The following is a 16,062-nucleotide window of genomic DNA, read 5'->3' as shown; positions in this document are numbered from 1 at the left end:
CCGCCCGCGGTCCGGTCAGCCGCCCAGGGCCCGCTCCAGTTCCGCCGCGAGACCGGCGGCCTCGCGCGGCGGCAGCGGGGCGCCGTCGGGCCCGGTGACGTAGAAGGCGTCCACCGCGTTGGCGCCCAGGGTGCCGACCCGGGCGCTGCGCACGGTGACGCCGGCGTCCTCCAGGGCCCGTCCGATGCGGTACAGCAGCCCCGGGGCGTCCTGGGCGCGCACCTCGATGACCGTAGCCAGCCGTGATCCGGCCGGGGCGACGGTCACCTTCGGCGGCGGGGCCCCGGCTCCGCGCCGGCGGGCGCTGCCCAGGTGGGCGCGCTCGCGCTCGGCGAGCCGGGCGGGGATGTCCAGGGAGCCCTCCAGGGCGCGCGCCAGGTCGGCGCGGAGCCGGTCGGCCTGCGGCAGCGACCCGTACTCGGCGGCCACCCGCCAGCTCAGCAGCAGCACCCGTCCCTCGCCGAGCGGATCGACGGCGCGCAGGTCCGCGGCGTGTACGGTCAGCCGGTGCAGGGCCAGGACGCCGGCCGCGGCGGGCAGTACGCCGGGCCGGTCGGGCAGGGCGACGAGCAGTTCGGCGCCGACCGGTTCCGGGCCCGTCTCCTCCTCGGTGGGGCCTGCCCGGCCCGCCTCGGTGGGGGTTTGGGCCCGGGTGCGCAGGGAGAGCACCGGCCCGCCGGTGCGCCACGCCTGCGCGGCCAGCCGCTCGGCCCCGGCGGCGGGCCGCGGGGCGGAGCGCTCCCGCTCCCCGGCCGCCTCCGCGGCCCCTGCCGGCTCCCCCTCCCCCTCCAGCACGGCGCCGGTCCGTCTCACCAGATCGGCCACGAGTCCCGCTCGCCAGGCGGACCAGGCCGCGGGCCCGGTGGCCAGGGCGTCGGCCACGGTGAGCGCGTGCAGCAGCTCCAGGGCCCCGGTGTCGCCGACGGCGTCGGCCACGGTGCGTACGGTGGCCGGGTCGTCCAGGTCGCGCCGGGTGGCGGTCTCGGCCAGCAGCAGATGGTGGCGGACGGCGGTGGCCAGGACCGCGGTGTCGGCGGCGTCGAAGCCCATCCGGGCGGCCAGGTCGCGCACGACGGCCTCGCCCGCGACGCTGTGGTCGCCGGGCCGGCCCTTGCCGATGTCGTGCAGCAGCGCGGCGACCAGCAGCAGGTCGGGGCGGCGGACGCGGCGGACGTGCGCGCCGGCCCGCGCGGCGGTCTCGATCAGATGGCGGTCGACGGTCCAGCGGTGCACGGGGTTGCGCTGCGGGCGGCAGCGCACCCGGTCCCACTCGGGCAGCCAGGCGGTGACCAGGCCCTCCGCGTCCAGGGCCTCCCACACCGCGACGGCGGCCTCGCCCGCCCCCAGGAGGGTGACGAACTCCTCACGGGCCTCGGCCGGCCAGGGCACCGGAAGCGGCGGCGCCGCGGCGGCCAGCCTCCGCAGGGCGGGGCGCGACGGCGGCAGCCCGGCCTGGGCGGCCGCCGCGGCGGCACGCAGCGGCAGTACGGGGTCGCGCTCGGGGCGCGCGGTCCGGGCGAGCACCACCTCGCCGTCCTGCACGACGACACCGTCGGCCAGCGGGGTGCGCTCGGCGGGCCGCCCGGCGCGCCGCGGTCGCGGGCGGCGGGCGCGCAGTACCCGGTCGACCTCGCGCCAGGTCACGTCGCAGGCGTAGGAGAGCACCCGGGCCGCCTCGTAGACGCGGCGCAGCAGCGCGTCCGCGTCCTCCAGCGCGAGGGCGGCGGCGACCTGGTCCTGGTCCTGGAGGGCGAGCCGGTCGGTGGCACGGCCGGTGGCCAGGTGGAGGGCGTCGCGTACGTCGAGGAGGGTGCGGTGGGCCTCGTCCAGCCCCTCGCGGGGCGCGTCGGCCAGCCAGGAGGCGGCCACCGCGCGCAGGGCGGTGGCGTCCCGCAGACCGCCGCGGGCCTCCTTCAGGTCGGGTTCGAGGAGGAAGCGCAGCTCGCCGTGGCGGCGGGCGCGCTCCCGGGCCGCCTCGCGCAGCTCGGGCAGCAGCCGGTGGGCGGCGGCGCGCCAGCGGGCGAGCATCCGGGTGCGCAGGGCGGCGGTGAGCTCCGGGTCTCCGGCGATGTGCCGGGCGTCGAGCAGGCCGAGCTGCACCCTGAGGTCGCCGGCCGCGGCCCTCTCCGCCTCCTTCGGGGTGCGCACCGAGTGGTCCAGGGCGATCCCGAGGTCCCACACGGGGTACCAGAGGCGGTCGGCGAGGGCGGCGACCTCGCGTGTGCCGCGGCCGGTGTGCAGCAGCAGCAGGTCCAGATCGCTGCGCGGGGAGAGCTCCCCCCGTCCGTAGCCGCCGACGGCCACGAGCGCGACCCCCTCGCCCGCGTCGCCCAGCAGCGAGGCGAGCCAGGCGTCGGTGAGGTCGGACAGGGCCCGGCGGCGCGGCGGCCCGGGCCGCGCCCCTGCGGTGAGGAGGCGCAGCCGGGCCGCCGCGTAGTTGCCGGGGTCACCGGGTCCCGTGGTCACGCGGTCCCCCGTTCCGGCCGACTCACAGCGCGTCCGGGCCGCGTTCGCCGGTGCGGACGCGTACCGCCGTCTCGACGGGGACGCTCCAGACCTTGCCGTCGCCGATCTTGCCGGTCCGGGCGGCCTTGACGACCACGTCGAGGAGCTGCTCGGCGTCCTCGTCCTCGACCAGGACCTCCACCCGGACCTTGGGGACGAGGTCGACGGTGTACTCGGCGCCGCGGTACACCTCGGTGTGGCCGCGCTGCCGGCCGTATCCGCTGGCCTCGGTGACGGTCAGTCCCTGCACTCCGAACGCCTGCAGGGCGTCCTTGACCTCGTCGAGCCGGTGCGGCTTGATGACTGCGGTGATGAGCTTCACGCGTCCACCTTCTTGTCGTTCTCCTTCGCGGACGGCGAGGCCGTCGCGCTGCCGTCGTGGCCGGCGGCGCCGGCCGCGTTGCGGGACGCGGGCGAACCGCCCACCGAGCTGAAGTCGTACGCGGTCTCGGCGTGGTACGCCTGGTCCAGCCCGGCGGTCTCGTCGTCCTCGTCCGCCCGGAAGCCGACGACCACGTCGACCAGCTTGGCCAGGATCCAGGAGACCGCGAAGGAGAAGGCCATCACCGAGAAGGCCCCGACGGCCTGCTTGCCGAGCTGGGTGAGGCCGCCCACGCCGTCCGTGGCCAGGACGCCGACCAGCAGGGTGCCGATGACGCCGCCGACGAGGTGGACTCCGACGACGTCCAGGGAGTCGTCGTAGCCGAGCCGGTACTTCAGGCTGACGGCCCAGGAGCAGACCAGACCGGCCACCAGGCCGATGACGATCGCGCCCACGGCGTTCACGTGCGCCCCGGCGGGGGTGATGGCGACCAGGCCGGCGACGGCTCCGGAGGCGGCCCCCAGGGTGGTGAAGGCGCCGTGCCGGATCCGCTCGTACAGCAGCCAGCCCAGGATGGCGGCGGCGGTGGCGACCTGGGTGTTCAGGGCCATGGTGGCGGCGGTGCCGTTGGCGCCCAGCGCGGAGCCGGCGTTGAAGCCGAACCATCCGAACCACAGCAGGGCCGCGCCCAGGACCACCAGCGGGAGGCTGTGGGGCCGCATGGGCTCCCGCTTGAAACCGATGCGCTTGCCGACGACCAGGACGGCGGCCAGGGCGCCGACTCCGGCGTTGATGTGGACGGCGGTGCCGCCCGCGAAGTCGATGACCTCCAGCTCGAACAGCCAGCCGCCCTCGGCCCACACCCAGTGGGCGACGGGGAAGTAGACGACCGTGGCCCACAGCGTGATGAACAGCGCCCAGGCGCTGAACTTCACGCGGTCGGCCAGGGCGCCGCTCATGAGGGCGGGCGTCAGAACGGCGAACATGAGCTGGAAGAGGACGAAGGCGAGGACCGGGATGCCCTCGTCGCCGCCGGTCAGCGCCTCGACGCCGATGCCGCTCAGACCGATGTGCTCAAGGCTGCCGATCAGACCGCCGGTGTCGGTGCCGAAGGCGAGCGAGTAGCCGTACAGGACCCAGAGGACGCTCACGATGCCCAGGGAGATGAAGGACATCATGAGCATGTTCAGTGCGCTCTTGACCCGGACCATGCCGCCGTAGAAAAGGGCCAGGCCGGGCGTCATCAACATGACCAGCGCCGCGCTGATCAGTACGAAAGCGGTATCCGCGCCGTTCAATGTGGGCGTCTCCTCGCGTACGCGACCCGTGGGGGCGGATCTGGGGGATCAGGATGAGCCACAGATTCCAGGAGCTCCGTTTCCGCCGATGCGGCGCGGCGTTTCACGGCCGTGACGAAGGCGCGCTCTCTGTTACGCCCGGGTGAACAAGCCCGTGGGCCAAAACCGCGCCACCGGCCCGGCCCCGGCCGCCCGTGCGGCGTACCGCCCCGGCCGGGCACGGCGGCCGCGCGGAGCGGGCGGGATTTGTCAGACAGGGCCTGACCGGTCGGCACGGTCGTATGACAACCCGGGGGCCGGGCGGCGGGCGGCCGGGAAGGGACGGTGGAGCGGATGCGGGGCGGACGGGACGAGCACGGAGGGGGAGGGACGGAGACGGGTGCGGCCGGTTTCGGGCCCCTTCAGCCCGCGAGGGCGACCTCGGTCTCGTTCTCGGTCTCGGTCTCGGGCAGCTCGTCGGCGAGCCGCTCGGTGAGCTCGACGACCTCCGCGACGTCCCCGAACTCGCGGGCCGCCGTGGCCACGGTCTTGCGGATGCGGTTGTCGACCCGCTCCGAACGCAGGCGTTTCGCCACCGCCAGCGCCTGGCCGGCCATCTCGGCGCACTGCTCGGGTTCACGCTGCAGCAGGTGGACGGTGGCCATGCCGGCGAGGTTGAGCGCGTAGGAGCGCTGGTGGCCGTTGCCACCGCCGCACTCTCGGCCGAACAGCTCCACGGCCCTGCGCATCGCCGGCTGTGCGAGCGAGAGGTAGGCGGGGCTGCGGCCCGCCACATAGGCGAGGTCCCGGTAGGAGTGGGCGTTCTCGGCGTTCAGCTCGGCCTCGGAGAAGAAGCCGATCCAGTCCGGGTCGCCGTCCCCCTCGGTGGCCTCGGCGAAGGTCTCCTCGGCCATCCGCACCGCCCGGTGGCACTTGTCGGGCCGGCCCATGTTGGCGTACGCGCGCGCCTCCACCGCGTGGAGCATGGCCTGGGTGCGGGGGGTGGCGTCCTCCCGGCCGCCGTACTGCGCGAGGTGCACCAGCTCCAGCGCGTCCTCGGGCCGGCCCAGATGGATCATCTGCCGGCCCATGCCGGACAGCACGTACGAGCCCAGTGGCCGGTCGCCGGCCTCCTTGGCCGCGTGCAGGGCGAGGACGAAGTACTTCTGCGCGGTCGGCTGGAGCCCGACGTCGTAACTCATCCAGCCGGCCAGCTCCGCCAGCTCCGCGGTGACGCGGAACAGCCGCCGCCGCACCGGCTCGTCGTGGTGCTCCTGGAGGAGGTCGGTGACCTCGTGGAGCTGGCCGACGACGGCCTTGCGCCGCAGCCCGCCTCCGCACTGGGCGTCCCACCGGCGGAACATCACGATCGTCTGCTCCAGCAGTTCCAGCTCCGGGCCCGACAGCCGGCGGTCGCCCCGTGCGCCGGGAACCGGCGCGGCGGGGGCGGGGGCGGGCACCAGCCAGCGCTGCATCGGCTCGATCAGCGCGGGGCCCGCGGCCATGCCCAGGGAGGTGCCGAGGAAGCCCCGGCGGGCCAGCATCAGGTCGCTGCGCGAGAACTCGCTGATCATCGCCACGGTCTGCGGCCCCGTCCAGGGCAGGTCCACACCGCCGTCGGAGGCCGTCCGGCGGGCGGCGCGCAGTCCCAGCTCCTCGACGGTGACCACACAGCCGAAGCGTTCGGAGAACAGTTCGGAGAGGATCCGCGGGATCGGCTCGCGGGGCTGCTCGCCGTCGAGCCAGCGGCGCACCCGTGAGGTATCGGTGCTGATGTGGTGCGCGCCCGTCCGGCGTGCCCGGCGGTTCACCTGCCGGGCCAGCTCCCCCTTGGACCAGCCGCTGCGCGCGAACCACGAGGCGAGCTGTCCGTTCGGGCGCTTCCCGGCGGTGCCGACTCCGCCGCTGCTGCCGTTGCCGCCCACTGGAACGCCCCCATCCCGGCCCGTACGCGTCCTGTGCTCGGATGCCCTCTCGGCATGCCTCTGGCATAGGCGCACGCCGGGCGTCTCTCCGTGCCTCTGTGTCACCGTGTGAACCGAAAGTAATCCTACGATCACTGGCGTGGCGAGTGAAATTGCAAAACCGCCACCATTCGCCACCCCTTCGGGTGAACTCAAGCAGCGTTTCGCGCGGTTCACTTGATCCAGGGCGGCCACAACCGGTTGAAGCGATGCACACCGGGGCGCGCGAAGACCGGCGCGCCCCCTCACAGAGATCCCGTCGCCCCGCTTCGACCCGGACCGCCCGGCGTCGCTCTGTGCGACGGTTTCGTAACCAAGAGCACGCGGAACCCGTTGGAGGGGGCATGGGCTTCACAATCGGCAGCATCCGCGAGATCCGGGAGCTCCGGGAGCTGCGGTCCGGCACCCGGCGCCACCGCCGCGCCCCGGTGGGCACAGCGGTGGCCGAGTACACCGGTCTGTGGGGCTGGGACGTGGTCCCGGGGGCGCGCGCCACGCGCGCCGGCGGCCGGACCGAGTGCTCCTGCGGCGCCCCGCGGTGCCCCTCCCCCGGCGCACACCCCCTGGACGAGTCGCTCCTGGTGCCGGCCGGCGCGACGCTGGACGAGGCCACCGCGGCCTGGGAGCGGACCCCGGGCGCGGCCCTGCTGCTGCCGGTGGGCCGCGCCTTCGACGTCATCGAGGTCTCCGAGTCCGCCGGGCGCCGGGCGCTGGCCCGGCTGGAACGGATGGGACTGCCGCTCGGGCCGGTCGCCGTCACCCCGCACGGCCGCGCCTGGTTCTTCGTGGCCACCGGCGCCGCCGCCGGCCTCCCCCGTCTGCTGTACCGGATGGGCTGGGACGACGCCGTACTGGATCTGCACGGCCTCGGCCCGGGCGACCACGTCACCGCTCCGCCCTCCGACCTCGGCGGGCTCGGCCCGGTCCGGTGGCTGCGGCCGCCCACTCTGGAGGGGGCCGGCCGTCCCCCGCAGGCCAGGCTGCTGCTGGGCACTCTGGCGTACGTCTGCCACCGCGAGCTGCCCGGTTCCTGAACCCCCGGGCGCCCCGCCGGACCCGGGCCGGGCCCCGCCGCGGCCTCGGCCGCGCACGGCGGGGCGCCCGGTGCCCCGGTGCGTCAGTCGCCGATCAGGGCGTCGACGAACGCCTCCGGCTCGAACGGCGCCAGATCGTCCGCTCCCTCGCCCAGGCCCACGAGCTTGACCGGGACGTTCAGCTCGCGCTGGACGGCGATGACGATGCCGCCCTTGGCCGTGCCGTCGAGCTTGGTGAGCACGATGCCGGTGATGTCCACGACCTCGGCGAAGACCCGCGCCTGGATCAGCCCGTTCTGGCCGGTGGTGGCGTCCAGGACCAGCAGGACCTCGTCGACCGGGCCGTGCTTCTCCACCACTCGCTTGACCTTGCCCAGCTCGTCCATCAGACCGGTCTTGGTGTGCAGCCGTCCCGCGGTGTCGACGAGCACCACGTCCGCGCTCTCGCCGATGCCCTCCTTGACCGCGTCGAAGGCGACCGAAGCCGGGTCGCCGCCCTCGGGCCCGCGTACGGTGCGGGCGCCGACGCGCTCGCCCCAGGTCTGGAGCTGGTCGGCTGCGGCGGCGCGGAAGGTGTCGGCGGCGCCGAGCACGACCGACCTGCCGTCGGCGACCAGGACGCGGGCGAGCTTGCCGGTGGTGGTGGTCTTGCCGGTGCCGTTGACGCCGACGACCAGCACCACGCCCGGCCGCACCACGCCCTCGGAGGAGACACCGCCCTCGGTGTGGACGGTGCGGTCCAGGTCGGTGCCGATCAGGGCCAGCAGCTCCTCGCGCAGCAGCGTGCGCAGCTCGGCGGGGGTGCGGGTGCCCAGCACCCTCACCCGCTCGCGCAGCCGCTCGACCAGTTCCTGGGTGGGGGCGACGCCGACGTCGGCGGTGAGCAGGGTGTCCTCGATCTCCTCCCAGGTGTCCTCGTCGAGGTGGTCGCGGGAGAGCAGGGTGAGCAGTCCGCGGCCCAGGGTGTTCTGCGACCGCGACAGGCGCTCGCGCAGCCGCACCAGGCGTCCGGCGGTGGGCGCGGGCACCTCGATCTCGGGGGCCTCGGGCTGCGGGGGCGCGGGAGGCGCCGCCGCCTCCGCGTCCGTCGCCCCGACCGGGGGCTGCGGCAGCTCGACCTCTTCGATGGTGCGGCGTTCCTCCGCGCGGGGAGGCCCGGCCTCCTCGCCGACCTGCGGTTCGGTCGGAGGCGCGGTGATGGTCGGGGGTGGTGCGGAGCGGTCCAGCCGTGGCGTCTTCTTCCTGCGGACGCCGGTGACCACCAGTCCGCCGATCGCCACGACGGCGACCACGGCGATGACGACAACGAGAATGAGGATGTCCATGGTTCCCTAGAGAGTTACCTGCGTCACGGGCAGGGTCTGCCCGTGACGCAGAGCCGTTCGGGCCGGGCGAGAAGCTCCTTCGGAGCCGGAGTCACAACGCGTCCCAGTATCGGTCAAGGACGCGGACGAGCGCCGTTCCGGCCCGTGGGGCGGGCCGGAACGGCGCTCGTCGCCGCGGAGGCGGGGCCGGGGTGCGGGGCCTGGATGCGGGTCAGCCCATCTCCTCCAGCGCCCTGCCCTTGGTCTCCGGCACGAACTTCAGGACGAACGGGATCGACAGGGCCGCGAAGGCGGTGTAGATGACGTACGCGCCCGACAGGTTCCAGTCCGACAGGCTCGGGAAGGTGACGGTGATCAGCCAGTTCGCCAGCCACTGTGCTCCGGCGGCGACACCGAGGGCGGCGGCGCGGATGCGGCCCGGGAACATCTCGCCGAGCATCACCCAGACCACCACGCCCCAGGAGAGGGCGAAGAAGAGCACGAAGGAGTGTGCGGCGATCAGCGCGACCGTGCCCTGGGCGTCGGGCAGCGTGATGTCGTCGCCGGTGCCGCTCTTGTGGGAGAAGGCCCAGGCCGCGGCGCCGAGCGAGAGCGCCATGCCCGCGGAGCCGGTCAGGGCCAGCGGCCTGCGTCCGACCCGGTCCACCAGGAGCATCGCGATCACCGTGCCGACGATGTTGATGATCGAGGTGGTGAAGGAGTAGAAGAACGAGCTGCCGGGGTCGATGCCGACCGACTGCCACAGCGACGCGCTGTAGTAGAAGATCACGTTGATGCCGACCAGCTGCTGGAACAGCGACAGGCCGATGCCCACCCAGACGATCGGCAGCAGGCCGAAGCGGCCGCCCAGCAGGTCGCGCGGGCTCGGCCTGCGCTCGCCGCGCATGCGCTCGCGGATCTCGGCGATCCGGGCGTCCAGGTCGCTCCCCTGGGCCTCGACGTCCGCGAGGACGGCCCTGGCCTCGTCCGTGCGTCCCTGGGCGACGAGGTGGCGCGGGGACTCGGGTATGCGCAGAGTCAGCAGTCCGTACAGCAGGGCGGGGACGACCTCGATGCCGAGCATGAGCTGCCAGGCCTCGACGCCCAGCAGACTGCCGCGCTGCTTACCGCCGGCGAGGTTGAGCACGCCCCAGTTGACCAGCTGGGACACGGCGATGCCCAGCACGATAGCGGCCTGCTGGAAGGAGGCGAGCCTGCCGCGGTGCTCGGTGGGGGCGACCTCGGCGATGTAGGCGGGCGCGATCACCGAGGCCATGCCGATGGCGACGCCGCCCAGGGTCCGCCAGAAGGCCAGGTCCCACATGGTGAAGGGGAGCATGGAGCCGACGGCGCTGAGGGCGAAGAGCACCGCGGCGATCTGCATCACCCGGATGCGGCCGAGCCGGTCGGCGAGCCGGCCCGCGGTGGCGGCGCCGATCGCGGCGCCGATCAGGGCGGCGGCGATGATCTGGGCGAGCACGCCGGAGGCGATGTCGAATCTGCCCCGGATGCCCTCGACCGCGCCGTTGATGACGGAGCTGTCGTAGCCGAAGAGGAAGCCTCCCATCGCCGCCGCGGCGGCGATGAAGACGACGTGTCTGATGTGCTGCTGCCGTCCGGCCGGGGCGCCCGGTCCGTCCGGCCTCACCTGTGCGGTGCTGGTCACGGTGTGTACTCCTGCGATCCCCGGCGGCGGTGCCGGGTGGGGTGCCAAGTGGTTGCCGCCTTTTACCCGGCACACGCAACCGCATGCCGCCGTTTGAAGGCATGGTCGACCCCGCAGAGACTATTCATTCAGAAGTTGAAGTCAATAGATGGAAGTGATCTGGCGCAGGCTCAGGATGTAACGTTTTCCGTTCGGGAAGTGAAGCATGAGTGAAGGCCCGCAGGGGCGCTGTTCCGCGCTGTTCCGCGCTGTTCCGCGCTGTCCCACGCCGTCCCGCACCGGAGAGGCTCAGCGGAGCCGCTGGCTGATGACCTTGGACACCCCGTCGCCCTGCATCGAGACGCCGTAGAGGGCGTCGGCGACCTCCATGGTCCGCTTCTGGTGGGTGATCACGATGAGCTGGGAACTCTCCTGGAGCTCCCTCATGATCCCGATCAGCCGCTGGAGGTTGGTGTCGTCCAGCGCCGCCTCGACCTCGTCCATGACGTAGAACGGGCTGGGCCGCGCCTTGAAGATCGACACCAGCAGCGCCACGGCCGTCAGCGAGCGTTCGCCTCCCGACAGCAGCGACAGCCGTTTGACCTTCTTCCCCGGCGGCCGGGCCTCGACGTCCACCCCCGTGGTGAGCATGTTCTCCGAGTCGGTGAGCACCAGCCGTCCCTCGCCGCCGGGGAACAGCCGGGAGAAGACACCCTCGAACTCGCGGGCCGTGTCGCGGTACGCCTCGGTGAAGACCTGCTCGACCCGCTCGTCGACCTCCCTGACCACCTGCAGCAGGTCCGCGCGGGTCTTCTTCAGGTCCTCCAGCTGCTCACTGAGGAAGCGGTGCCGCTCCTCCAGGGCCGCGAACTCCTCCAGCGCCAGCGGGTTCACCTTGCCCAGCTGCCGGTACGCCCGCTCGGCCGCCTGCAGCCGCTTCTCCTGCTCCGCGCGGACGAAGGCGACCGGGCGGTTGCGCGGGTGACCGGGATCCTCGGGCAGCTCCTCCCCCTCGGCGGGCGGCGACGGCGGCACCGGCTGGTCGGGGCCGTACTCGCGGACCAGCACGGCCGGCTCCACCCCCAGCTCCTCCAGGGACCGGGTCTCCAGCTGCTCGATCCGCAGCCGCTTCTCGGCGCCCAGCACCTCGCCGCGGTGCACGGAGTCGGTGAGCTTGTCCAGTTCCTCCTTCAGCTGCCGCCCCCGGTCGCGTTCGGCGGCCAGTTCGCGTTCCCGCTCGGCCTTGGCGCCGCGGGCGGCCTCCCGCTCCTCCCCGGCCCGCGCCAGCGACACCTCCACATGCGCCAGCAACTGCCGGGCGCCGGAGGCGACGGCCGAGGCCACCTCCCGCTCGTGCCGCAGCCGGGCGCGCCGGCGCTCCGCACGCGCCCGCGCCTCCCGTTCGGCACGCGCCGCCCGGTCCAGGGAGTCCGCCCGCCCGGCGAGCCCCTTGACCCTCTCCTCATGGGTGCGCGCCTGGAGGCGGGCCTCCATCTCCGTCTGGCGGGCGTTGGCGCCGTCGGCCGCCAGCCGGTCGCGCACCGAGGTGTCCGGCTCCTCCTCGCCCGGCTGTTCCTCCGCCGCCGCCAGCCGCCCGGCCAGTACCTCGGCCTCCTCACGGGCCCGCGCCAGCGCCTCCTCGGCCCTGGCCACGGCCGCCGCCGCGCGCTCGGCCTCCCCCGCCGCGGCCCGCGCCTGCCCGCCCAGCCGCCCGAGGCGACCGGCGACCTGCGACCTCTCCCTGTCGGCCGCGCTGCGCCGCGCCCCCAGCTCCTCGACCCGGGCGGCACACTCGCGCCGCCGCTCCCGGGCCCTCTCCCGCTCCTCGGCCAGCGCCTCGCACCGGCCGTCCAGCTCGGCCAGCTCCGCGGCGGCCTCGTCCACCGACGCCTGCACCTCCAGCAGCGACGGCGCCCCGGCCGAACCGCCCTGCGCGAAGTGGGCGCCGAGCAGATCCCCCTCGGCGGTGACGGCGGTCAGCTCCGGACGGGCGGTCACCAGCCCCAACGCGTCCTGGAGGGCGCCGACCACCACCACCCCGCGCAGCAGCCGCCGCACGGCGGGCAGCAGGACCTCCGGCCCCGACACCAGCTCCGCGGCCCACCGCGCACCGGGTACGTCCAGGGCTTCGGGGGGCTCCTGTGAAGGCGCGCCGCCGAGCACCAGCGCCGCACGGCCGGCGTCCTGCCCGCGCAGCAGGCGCAGGGCGTCGGCGGCCGCGGCCGGACCGTCCACGGCCACGGCGTCCGCGGCCGAGCCGAGAGCGGCGGCGACGGGCACCTCGAAACCGGGGGTGACGGTGAGGAGTTCGGCGGCCGGGCCGAGCAGTCCGGTCAGCTCGTCACCGGCGCCGAGCAGGGCCCCGGTGCCGTCCTTGCGGCGCAGTCCCAGGGCCAGGGCGTCACGGCGGGCGGCGGTCGCCGCGCGCTCCCGCTCGGCGGCCGACAGCGCCTCGCGGGCCGCGCTCAGCTCCGCCTCGGCCTCGGCCAGCTCCCGTCCGGCCGCCTCATGGCCCTCGGCCAGCTCGGCGTCGTCCGCGTCCAGGCCCTCCACCTCGGCCCGCAGCGCCTCGTACTCCTCCTGGGCCGCCGCCGCGCGCTCGGCCGCCTCGTCACGGGCGGTGGCCAGCCGGTCGATCTCGGCCTGCGCGGAGGCGGCCCGGCCCCGGGCGGCGGTGACCTGGCCGTGCAGCCGGGCCAGCCCCTCGCGGCGGTCGGCGATGGCACGTGCGGCGTCCTTCAGCCGCCGCTCCTCGTCCGCCAGGGCGCGCTCCAGCTCCGCCCGGTGGGCGACGGTGTCCTCCAGCGCCCGGCTCGCCGCCTCCAGCGCGGCCGTCAGCTCCGCCTCCTGCTCGCGGACCCGGGCCGCCTCGCGCTCCATGTCCTCCGGGTCGCGCCCCCGGCGCTCCTCGACGGGCTCGGCGGACGCACTGCGGACCCGGGCGTCGGCCAGGCTCACGGTGCCGCGCACCCGCTCGGCGAGCTGCGACAGCTCGTACCAGGTCTGCTGCGCCTGCTCCAGTCGCGGGGACAACTCCCTGACCTGCTGCTCCAGCGCGGCCTCCCGCCGCAGCACCTCCCCGAGGCCGGCCTCCACCGACTCCTTCCGCTCCCTGAGCGCGGCCTCGTCGGCGAGTTCGGCCTTCAGCGCCGCGCGCAGGGCCACCAGATCGTCGGCCAGCAGCCGCAGCCGGGCATCGCGCAGGTCCGCCTGGATCACCGCCGCCCGGCGGGCTACGGCCGCCTGCCGTCCCAGCGGCTTGAGCTGGCGGCGCAGTTCGTCGGTGAGGTCCTGGACGCGGGCGAGGTTGGCCTGCATCGCGTCCAGTTTCCGCAGCGCCTTCTCCTTGCGTCTGCGGTGCTTGAGGACGCCGGCGGCCTCCTCGATGAAGGCCCGGCGGCCGGCCGGGTCGGCGTGCAGGACGGAGTCGAGCTGGCCCTGCCCGACGATGACGTGCATCTCACGGCCGATGCCGGAGTCCGACAGGAGTTCCTGGATGTCCAGCAGACGGCAGGTGTCGCCGTTGATCTGGTACTCGCTGCCGCCGTTGCGGAACATGATCCGCGTGATGGTGACCTCGGCGTACTCGATGGGCAGGGCGCCGTCGGAGTTGTCGATGGTCAGGGAGACCTCGGCACGGCCGAGCGGGGGACGGCCGGAGGGGCCGGCCGTCCCGGCGAAGATGACGTCCTCCATCTTGCCGCCGCGCAGCGACTTGGCACCCTGCTCGCCCATCACCCACGACAGGGCGTCCACGACGTTGGACTTGCCGGAGCCGTTGGGGCCCACCACGCAGGTGATGCCCGGCTCGAAGCGCAGCGTCGTGGCCGAGGCGAAGGACTTGAACCCGCGCAGGGTCAGGCTCTTGAGGTGCACGTATCCGGACTTTACTCCCAGGTGTCTGTTTCACGACCGAAGCGGGTTTCGCCGCTGAACGGGTGGGGCACATCACACGGTAAGCGTCACGGCTCCGGCCGGAAACGACGAAGGGACGCCGAAGCGTCCCTTGCAGTTTTCTCCAGCGGCTTGGCGCTGCGTTCCCCGGACCGGGAGGTCAGGTGAGCGCAGGCTCCGCCTTGGATACGTCGATGCTCTCCAGCAACGAGTCGCCGTGCCGTGCAGCGGCGGCCGACAGCGCGTCGTTCTCGGCCTGGATCCGTACCAGCTCGGATTCCAGGTCCTGAACACGCTGCTGCAGCCGTCGCATCTCGGCGAGGACTCGGGGGTCGGAACCGCCGACGTAACCGAGAAGCGCCTTTGCCATGATGGATGGTCCTCCACACTGAAGTGACCGACCGGAACGGTGGTGGGTCGTGAGGGATTCGTACCCGCGGTTGCCGTTCGGCCTTCATTCCCAAGGCAGAACAGCTGCGGTGCGCGGGGCTTCCAGCGTCTCACCAAAAGTTTTGGCGGTCAACACGATCACGCCACACGCCCCGGCGGCCTTGACTCGACGGCACTCAATCTGCCGGAGGGCTCGCGGGGTCCCGCGGGGGTGACGCTGGCCGCAGCCTTGCACGTCACGCGGGGAAAGGCAACCACTTTGGATCATCGGATCGCGAAGCCCTCGTAGCCGCCGCGCGGCGGACTCCAGATCTCGGTCACGCCTTCGACCCGGCCCGGCGTATCACCCGTTCGGAGCCATGCCAGCAGCAGTTCGCAGCGATCGCGCGGCCCTTCGGCGACCACCTGGACCCGGCCGTCGCCGAGATTGAGCGCGAAGCCCTCCAGACCGCCGATCCGCAGCGCGTTGGCCCGGGTGAACCAGCGGAAGCCGACCCCCTGCACCTGTCCGCGCACCCAGGCCGTCATCCGCACGGCCTCCCCGGTCGCGCCCTCGCCGGCACCCTCCGTGTTCGTACCCATGGGCGCACGCTATCCGGACGCGCGCCGCTCCCACACGCCCCGCCCATACGCCCCGTCCTCTCCCGCCTCCCGGGTTTGCGCCGTCCGCTCCTCCGCCCCATGTGGATGCCGTACAGTCACGCCGCAACGGGACTCACTCTTTCGAGTGACACAAGTGACGCCGATCACGTGAGGACTGCAGCAGATGGGACGCCACCGCCGCGCCGAACCGGTTCCAGCACCGGCCCCCGTCACCTCCGACCGCCACGCGGCGGGCGGACGCCACCGCGGTCCGCACCGCAAGCGGAGCGCCGCCCCCGTCCGCACCGGCCTCCTCGGAGCCTCGGCCGCGATGGCGATGGGAGCCGTGGCGGTGGCCTCGGGACTGCTGCCCGGCCCGAACGGCGACTACACCGTCGGCGGGTTCGCCTCCCCCTCCGGCGTGGCCCCGGACGATCTGCGGGACCTGCGGTCCCAGGGCGCGACGACACCGGCCCCGGACGACCGCGGCGAGGATCCCACCGCGGGCCTCGGCGACGGCCGGACCGCCTCCCCCGGCGCCGAGCCCTCGCGCGACCGGAAGCCGGAGAAACCCGAGGCCACGCCGTCCGAGAGGGCGGCCGAGCCCACCCCCTCACGCGACAGCACGCCCCCCGCCGAGAAGTACAGCGCGGGCGACGACGCCGTCCGCGAGCCCTCCCGAAGCCCTGGCGATCCCTCCGCCTCCTCCCGGAAGCCCACCGCGCCCGGCCTCCCCTCCCTCGACGAGGAGACGGCCGCCGAGGCGGAGGTACTGAGACTGGTCAACCTGGAACGGGCCGAGGCCGGCTGCCGTCCGGTCACCGCCGATCCCGAACTGGCCGAACTGGCCGGGGATTTCAGCCGGGACATGGCCGACCGGGGGTTCTTCTCCCACACCGGCCCCGACGGCGACACCCCCTGGGACCGCGCCGAGGCGGCGGGCATCGACAACCTCGGCGGCGAGAACATAGCCCGCGGCCAGGCCGACGCACAGGCGGTGATGGACGCCTGGATGGACAGCCCCGGCCACCGCGCCAACATCCTCAACTGCGACTACCGGACCCTGGGCGTGGGCGCGCACTTCGCCGAGGGCGGCCCCTGGTGGACGCAGAATTTCGGCTTCTGACCGGCCTCCCGCCGGGCAC

Annotated in this window: 11 protein-coding genes; 2 read left to right on the top strand and 9 right to left on the bottom strand. The window is 74.1% G+C overall.

Annotation, left to right across the window (positions count from 1 at the left end):
• Positions 1-15 precede the first annotated feature (15 nt).
• The 4 genes from BM237_RS17635 to nsdA form a co-directional block, all read right to left on the bottom strand.
• Positions 16-2,466: a [protein-PII] uridylyltransferase gene (locus tag BM237_RS17635; RefSeq protein WP_093850652.1), complete on the bottom strand. Its 2,451-nt coding sequence runs from the start codon at positions 2,464-2,466 to the stop codon at positions 16-18.
• A 22-nt stretch (positions 2,467-2,488) separates the two neighbouring features.
• On the bottom strand, positions 2,489-2,827 hold the full coding sequence (locus BM237_RS17630) for a P-II family nitrogen regulator (RefSeq protein ID WP_093662123.1): 339 nt from the start codon (positions 2,825-2,827) through the stop codon (positions 2,489-2,491).
• Positions 2,824-4,125: an ammonium transporter gene (locus BM237_RS17625; RefSeq protein ID WP_093850651.1), complete on the bottom strand. Its 1,302-nt coding sequence runs from the start codon at positions 4,123-4,125 to the stop codon at positions 2,824-2,826. The genes BM237_RS17630 and BM237_RS17625 overlap by 4 nt, the downstream gene beginning before the upstream one ends.
• A gap of 401 nt (positions 4,126-4,526) precedes the next feature.
• Positions 4,527-6,029: a transcriptional repressor NsdA gene (gene nsdA, locus BM237_RS17620; RefSeq protein WP_093850650.1), complete on the bottom strand. Its 1,503-nt coding sequence runs from the start codon at positions 6,027-6,029 to the stop codon at positions 4,527-4,529.
• A gap of 383 nt (positions 6,030-6,412) precedes the next feature.
• On the opposite strand from nsdA, the gene BM237_RS17615 reads away from it, so the two are divergent.
• Positions 6,413-7,102: a bifunctional DNA primase/polymerase gene (locus BM237_RS17615; RefSeq protein ID WP_093850649.1), complete on the top strand. Its 690-nt coding sequence runs from the start codon at positions 6,413-6,415 to the stop codon at positions 7,100-7,102.
• 83 nt (positions 7,103-7,185) lie between these two features.
• Here the strand turns inward: BM237_RS17615 and ftsY are convergent, their stop codons facing one another.
• The 5 genes from ftsY to BM237_RS17590 form a co-directional block, all read right to left on the bottom strand.
• A complete protein-coding gene (ftsY, locus tag BM237_RS17610; protein WP_093850648.1) occupies positions 7,186-8,427 on the bottom strand; it encodes a signal recognition particle-docking protein FtsY in 1,242 nt (413 codons plus the stop codon).
• Positions 8,428-8,638: 211 nt separating this feature from the next.
• Positions 8,639-10,072, bottom strand: coding sequence for a sugar porter family MFS transporter (locus BM237_RS17605; protein ID WP_093850647.1), 1,434 nt, complete (start codon positions 10,070-10,072; stop codon positions 8,639-8,641).
• Positions 10,073-10,360: 288 nt separating this feature from the next.
• The gene (smc, locus tag BM237_RS17600; RefSeq protein WP_093850646.1) at positions 10,361-13,927 is read right to left on the bottom strand and encodes a chromosome segregation protein SMC; all 3,567 of its coding nucleotides are present in this window, start codon (positions 13,925-13,927) and stop codon (positions 10,361-10,363) included.
• A 178-nt stretch (positions 13,928-14,105) separates the two neighbouring features.
• Positions 14,106-14,315, bottom strand: coding sequence for a hypothetical protein (locus BM237_RS17595; protein WP_093662111.1), 210 nt, complete (start codon positions 14,313-14,315; stop codon positions 14,106-14,108).
• Between the two features lie 284 nt (positions 14,316-14,599).
• Positions 14,600-14,917, bottom strand: coding sequence for an acylphosphatase (locus tag BM237_RS17590; RefSeq protein WP_093850645.1), 318 nt, complete (start codon positions 14,915-14,917; stop codon positions 14,600-14,602).
• 184 nt (positions 14,918-15,101) lie between these two features.
• On the opposite strand from BM237_RS17590, the gene BM237_RS17585 reads away from it, so the two are divergent.
• A complete protein-coding gene (locus tag BM237_RS17585) occupies positions 15,102-16,043 on the top strand; it encodes a CAP domain-containing protein (protein ID WP_093850644.1) in 942 nt (313 codons plus the stop codon).
• The last annotated feature ends 19 nt before the right edge of the window (positions 16,044-16,062 follow it).

Source organism: Streptomyces mangrovi (assembly GCF_900114215.1).
Taxonomy (GTDB): domain Bacteria; phylum Actinomycetota; class Actinomycetes; order Streptomycetales; family Streptomycetaceae; genus Streptomyces; species Streptomyces barkulensis.
The sequence above is the reverse complement of the archived record's forward strand: the minus strand, read 5'-3'. Positions and strand labels throughout refer to the sequence as shown.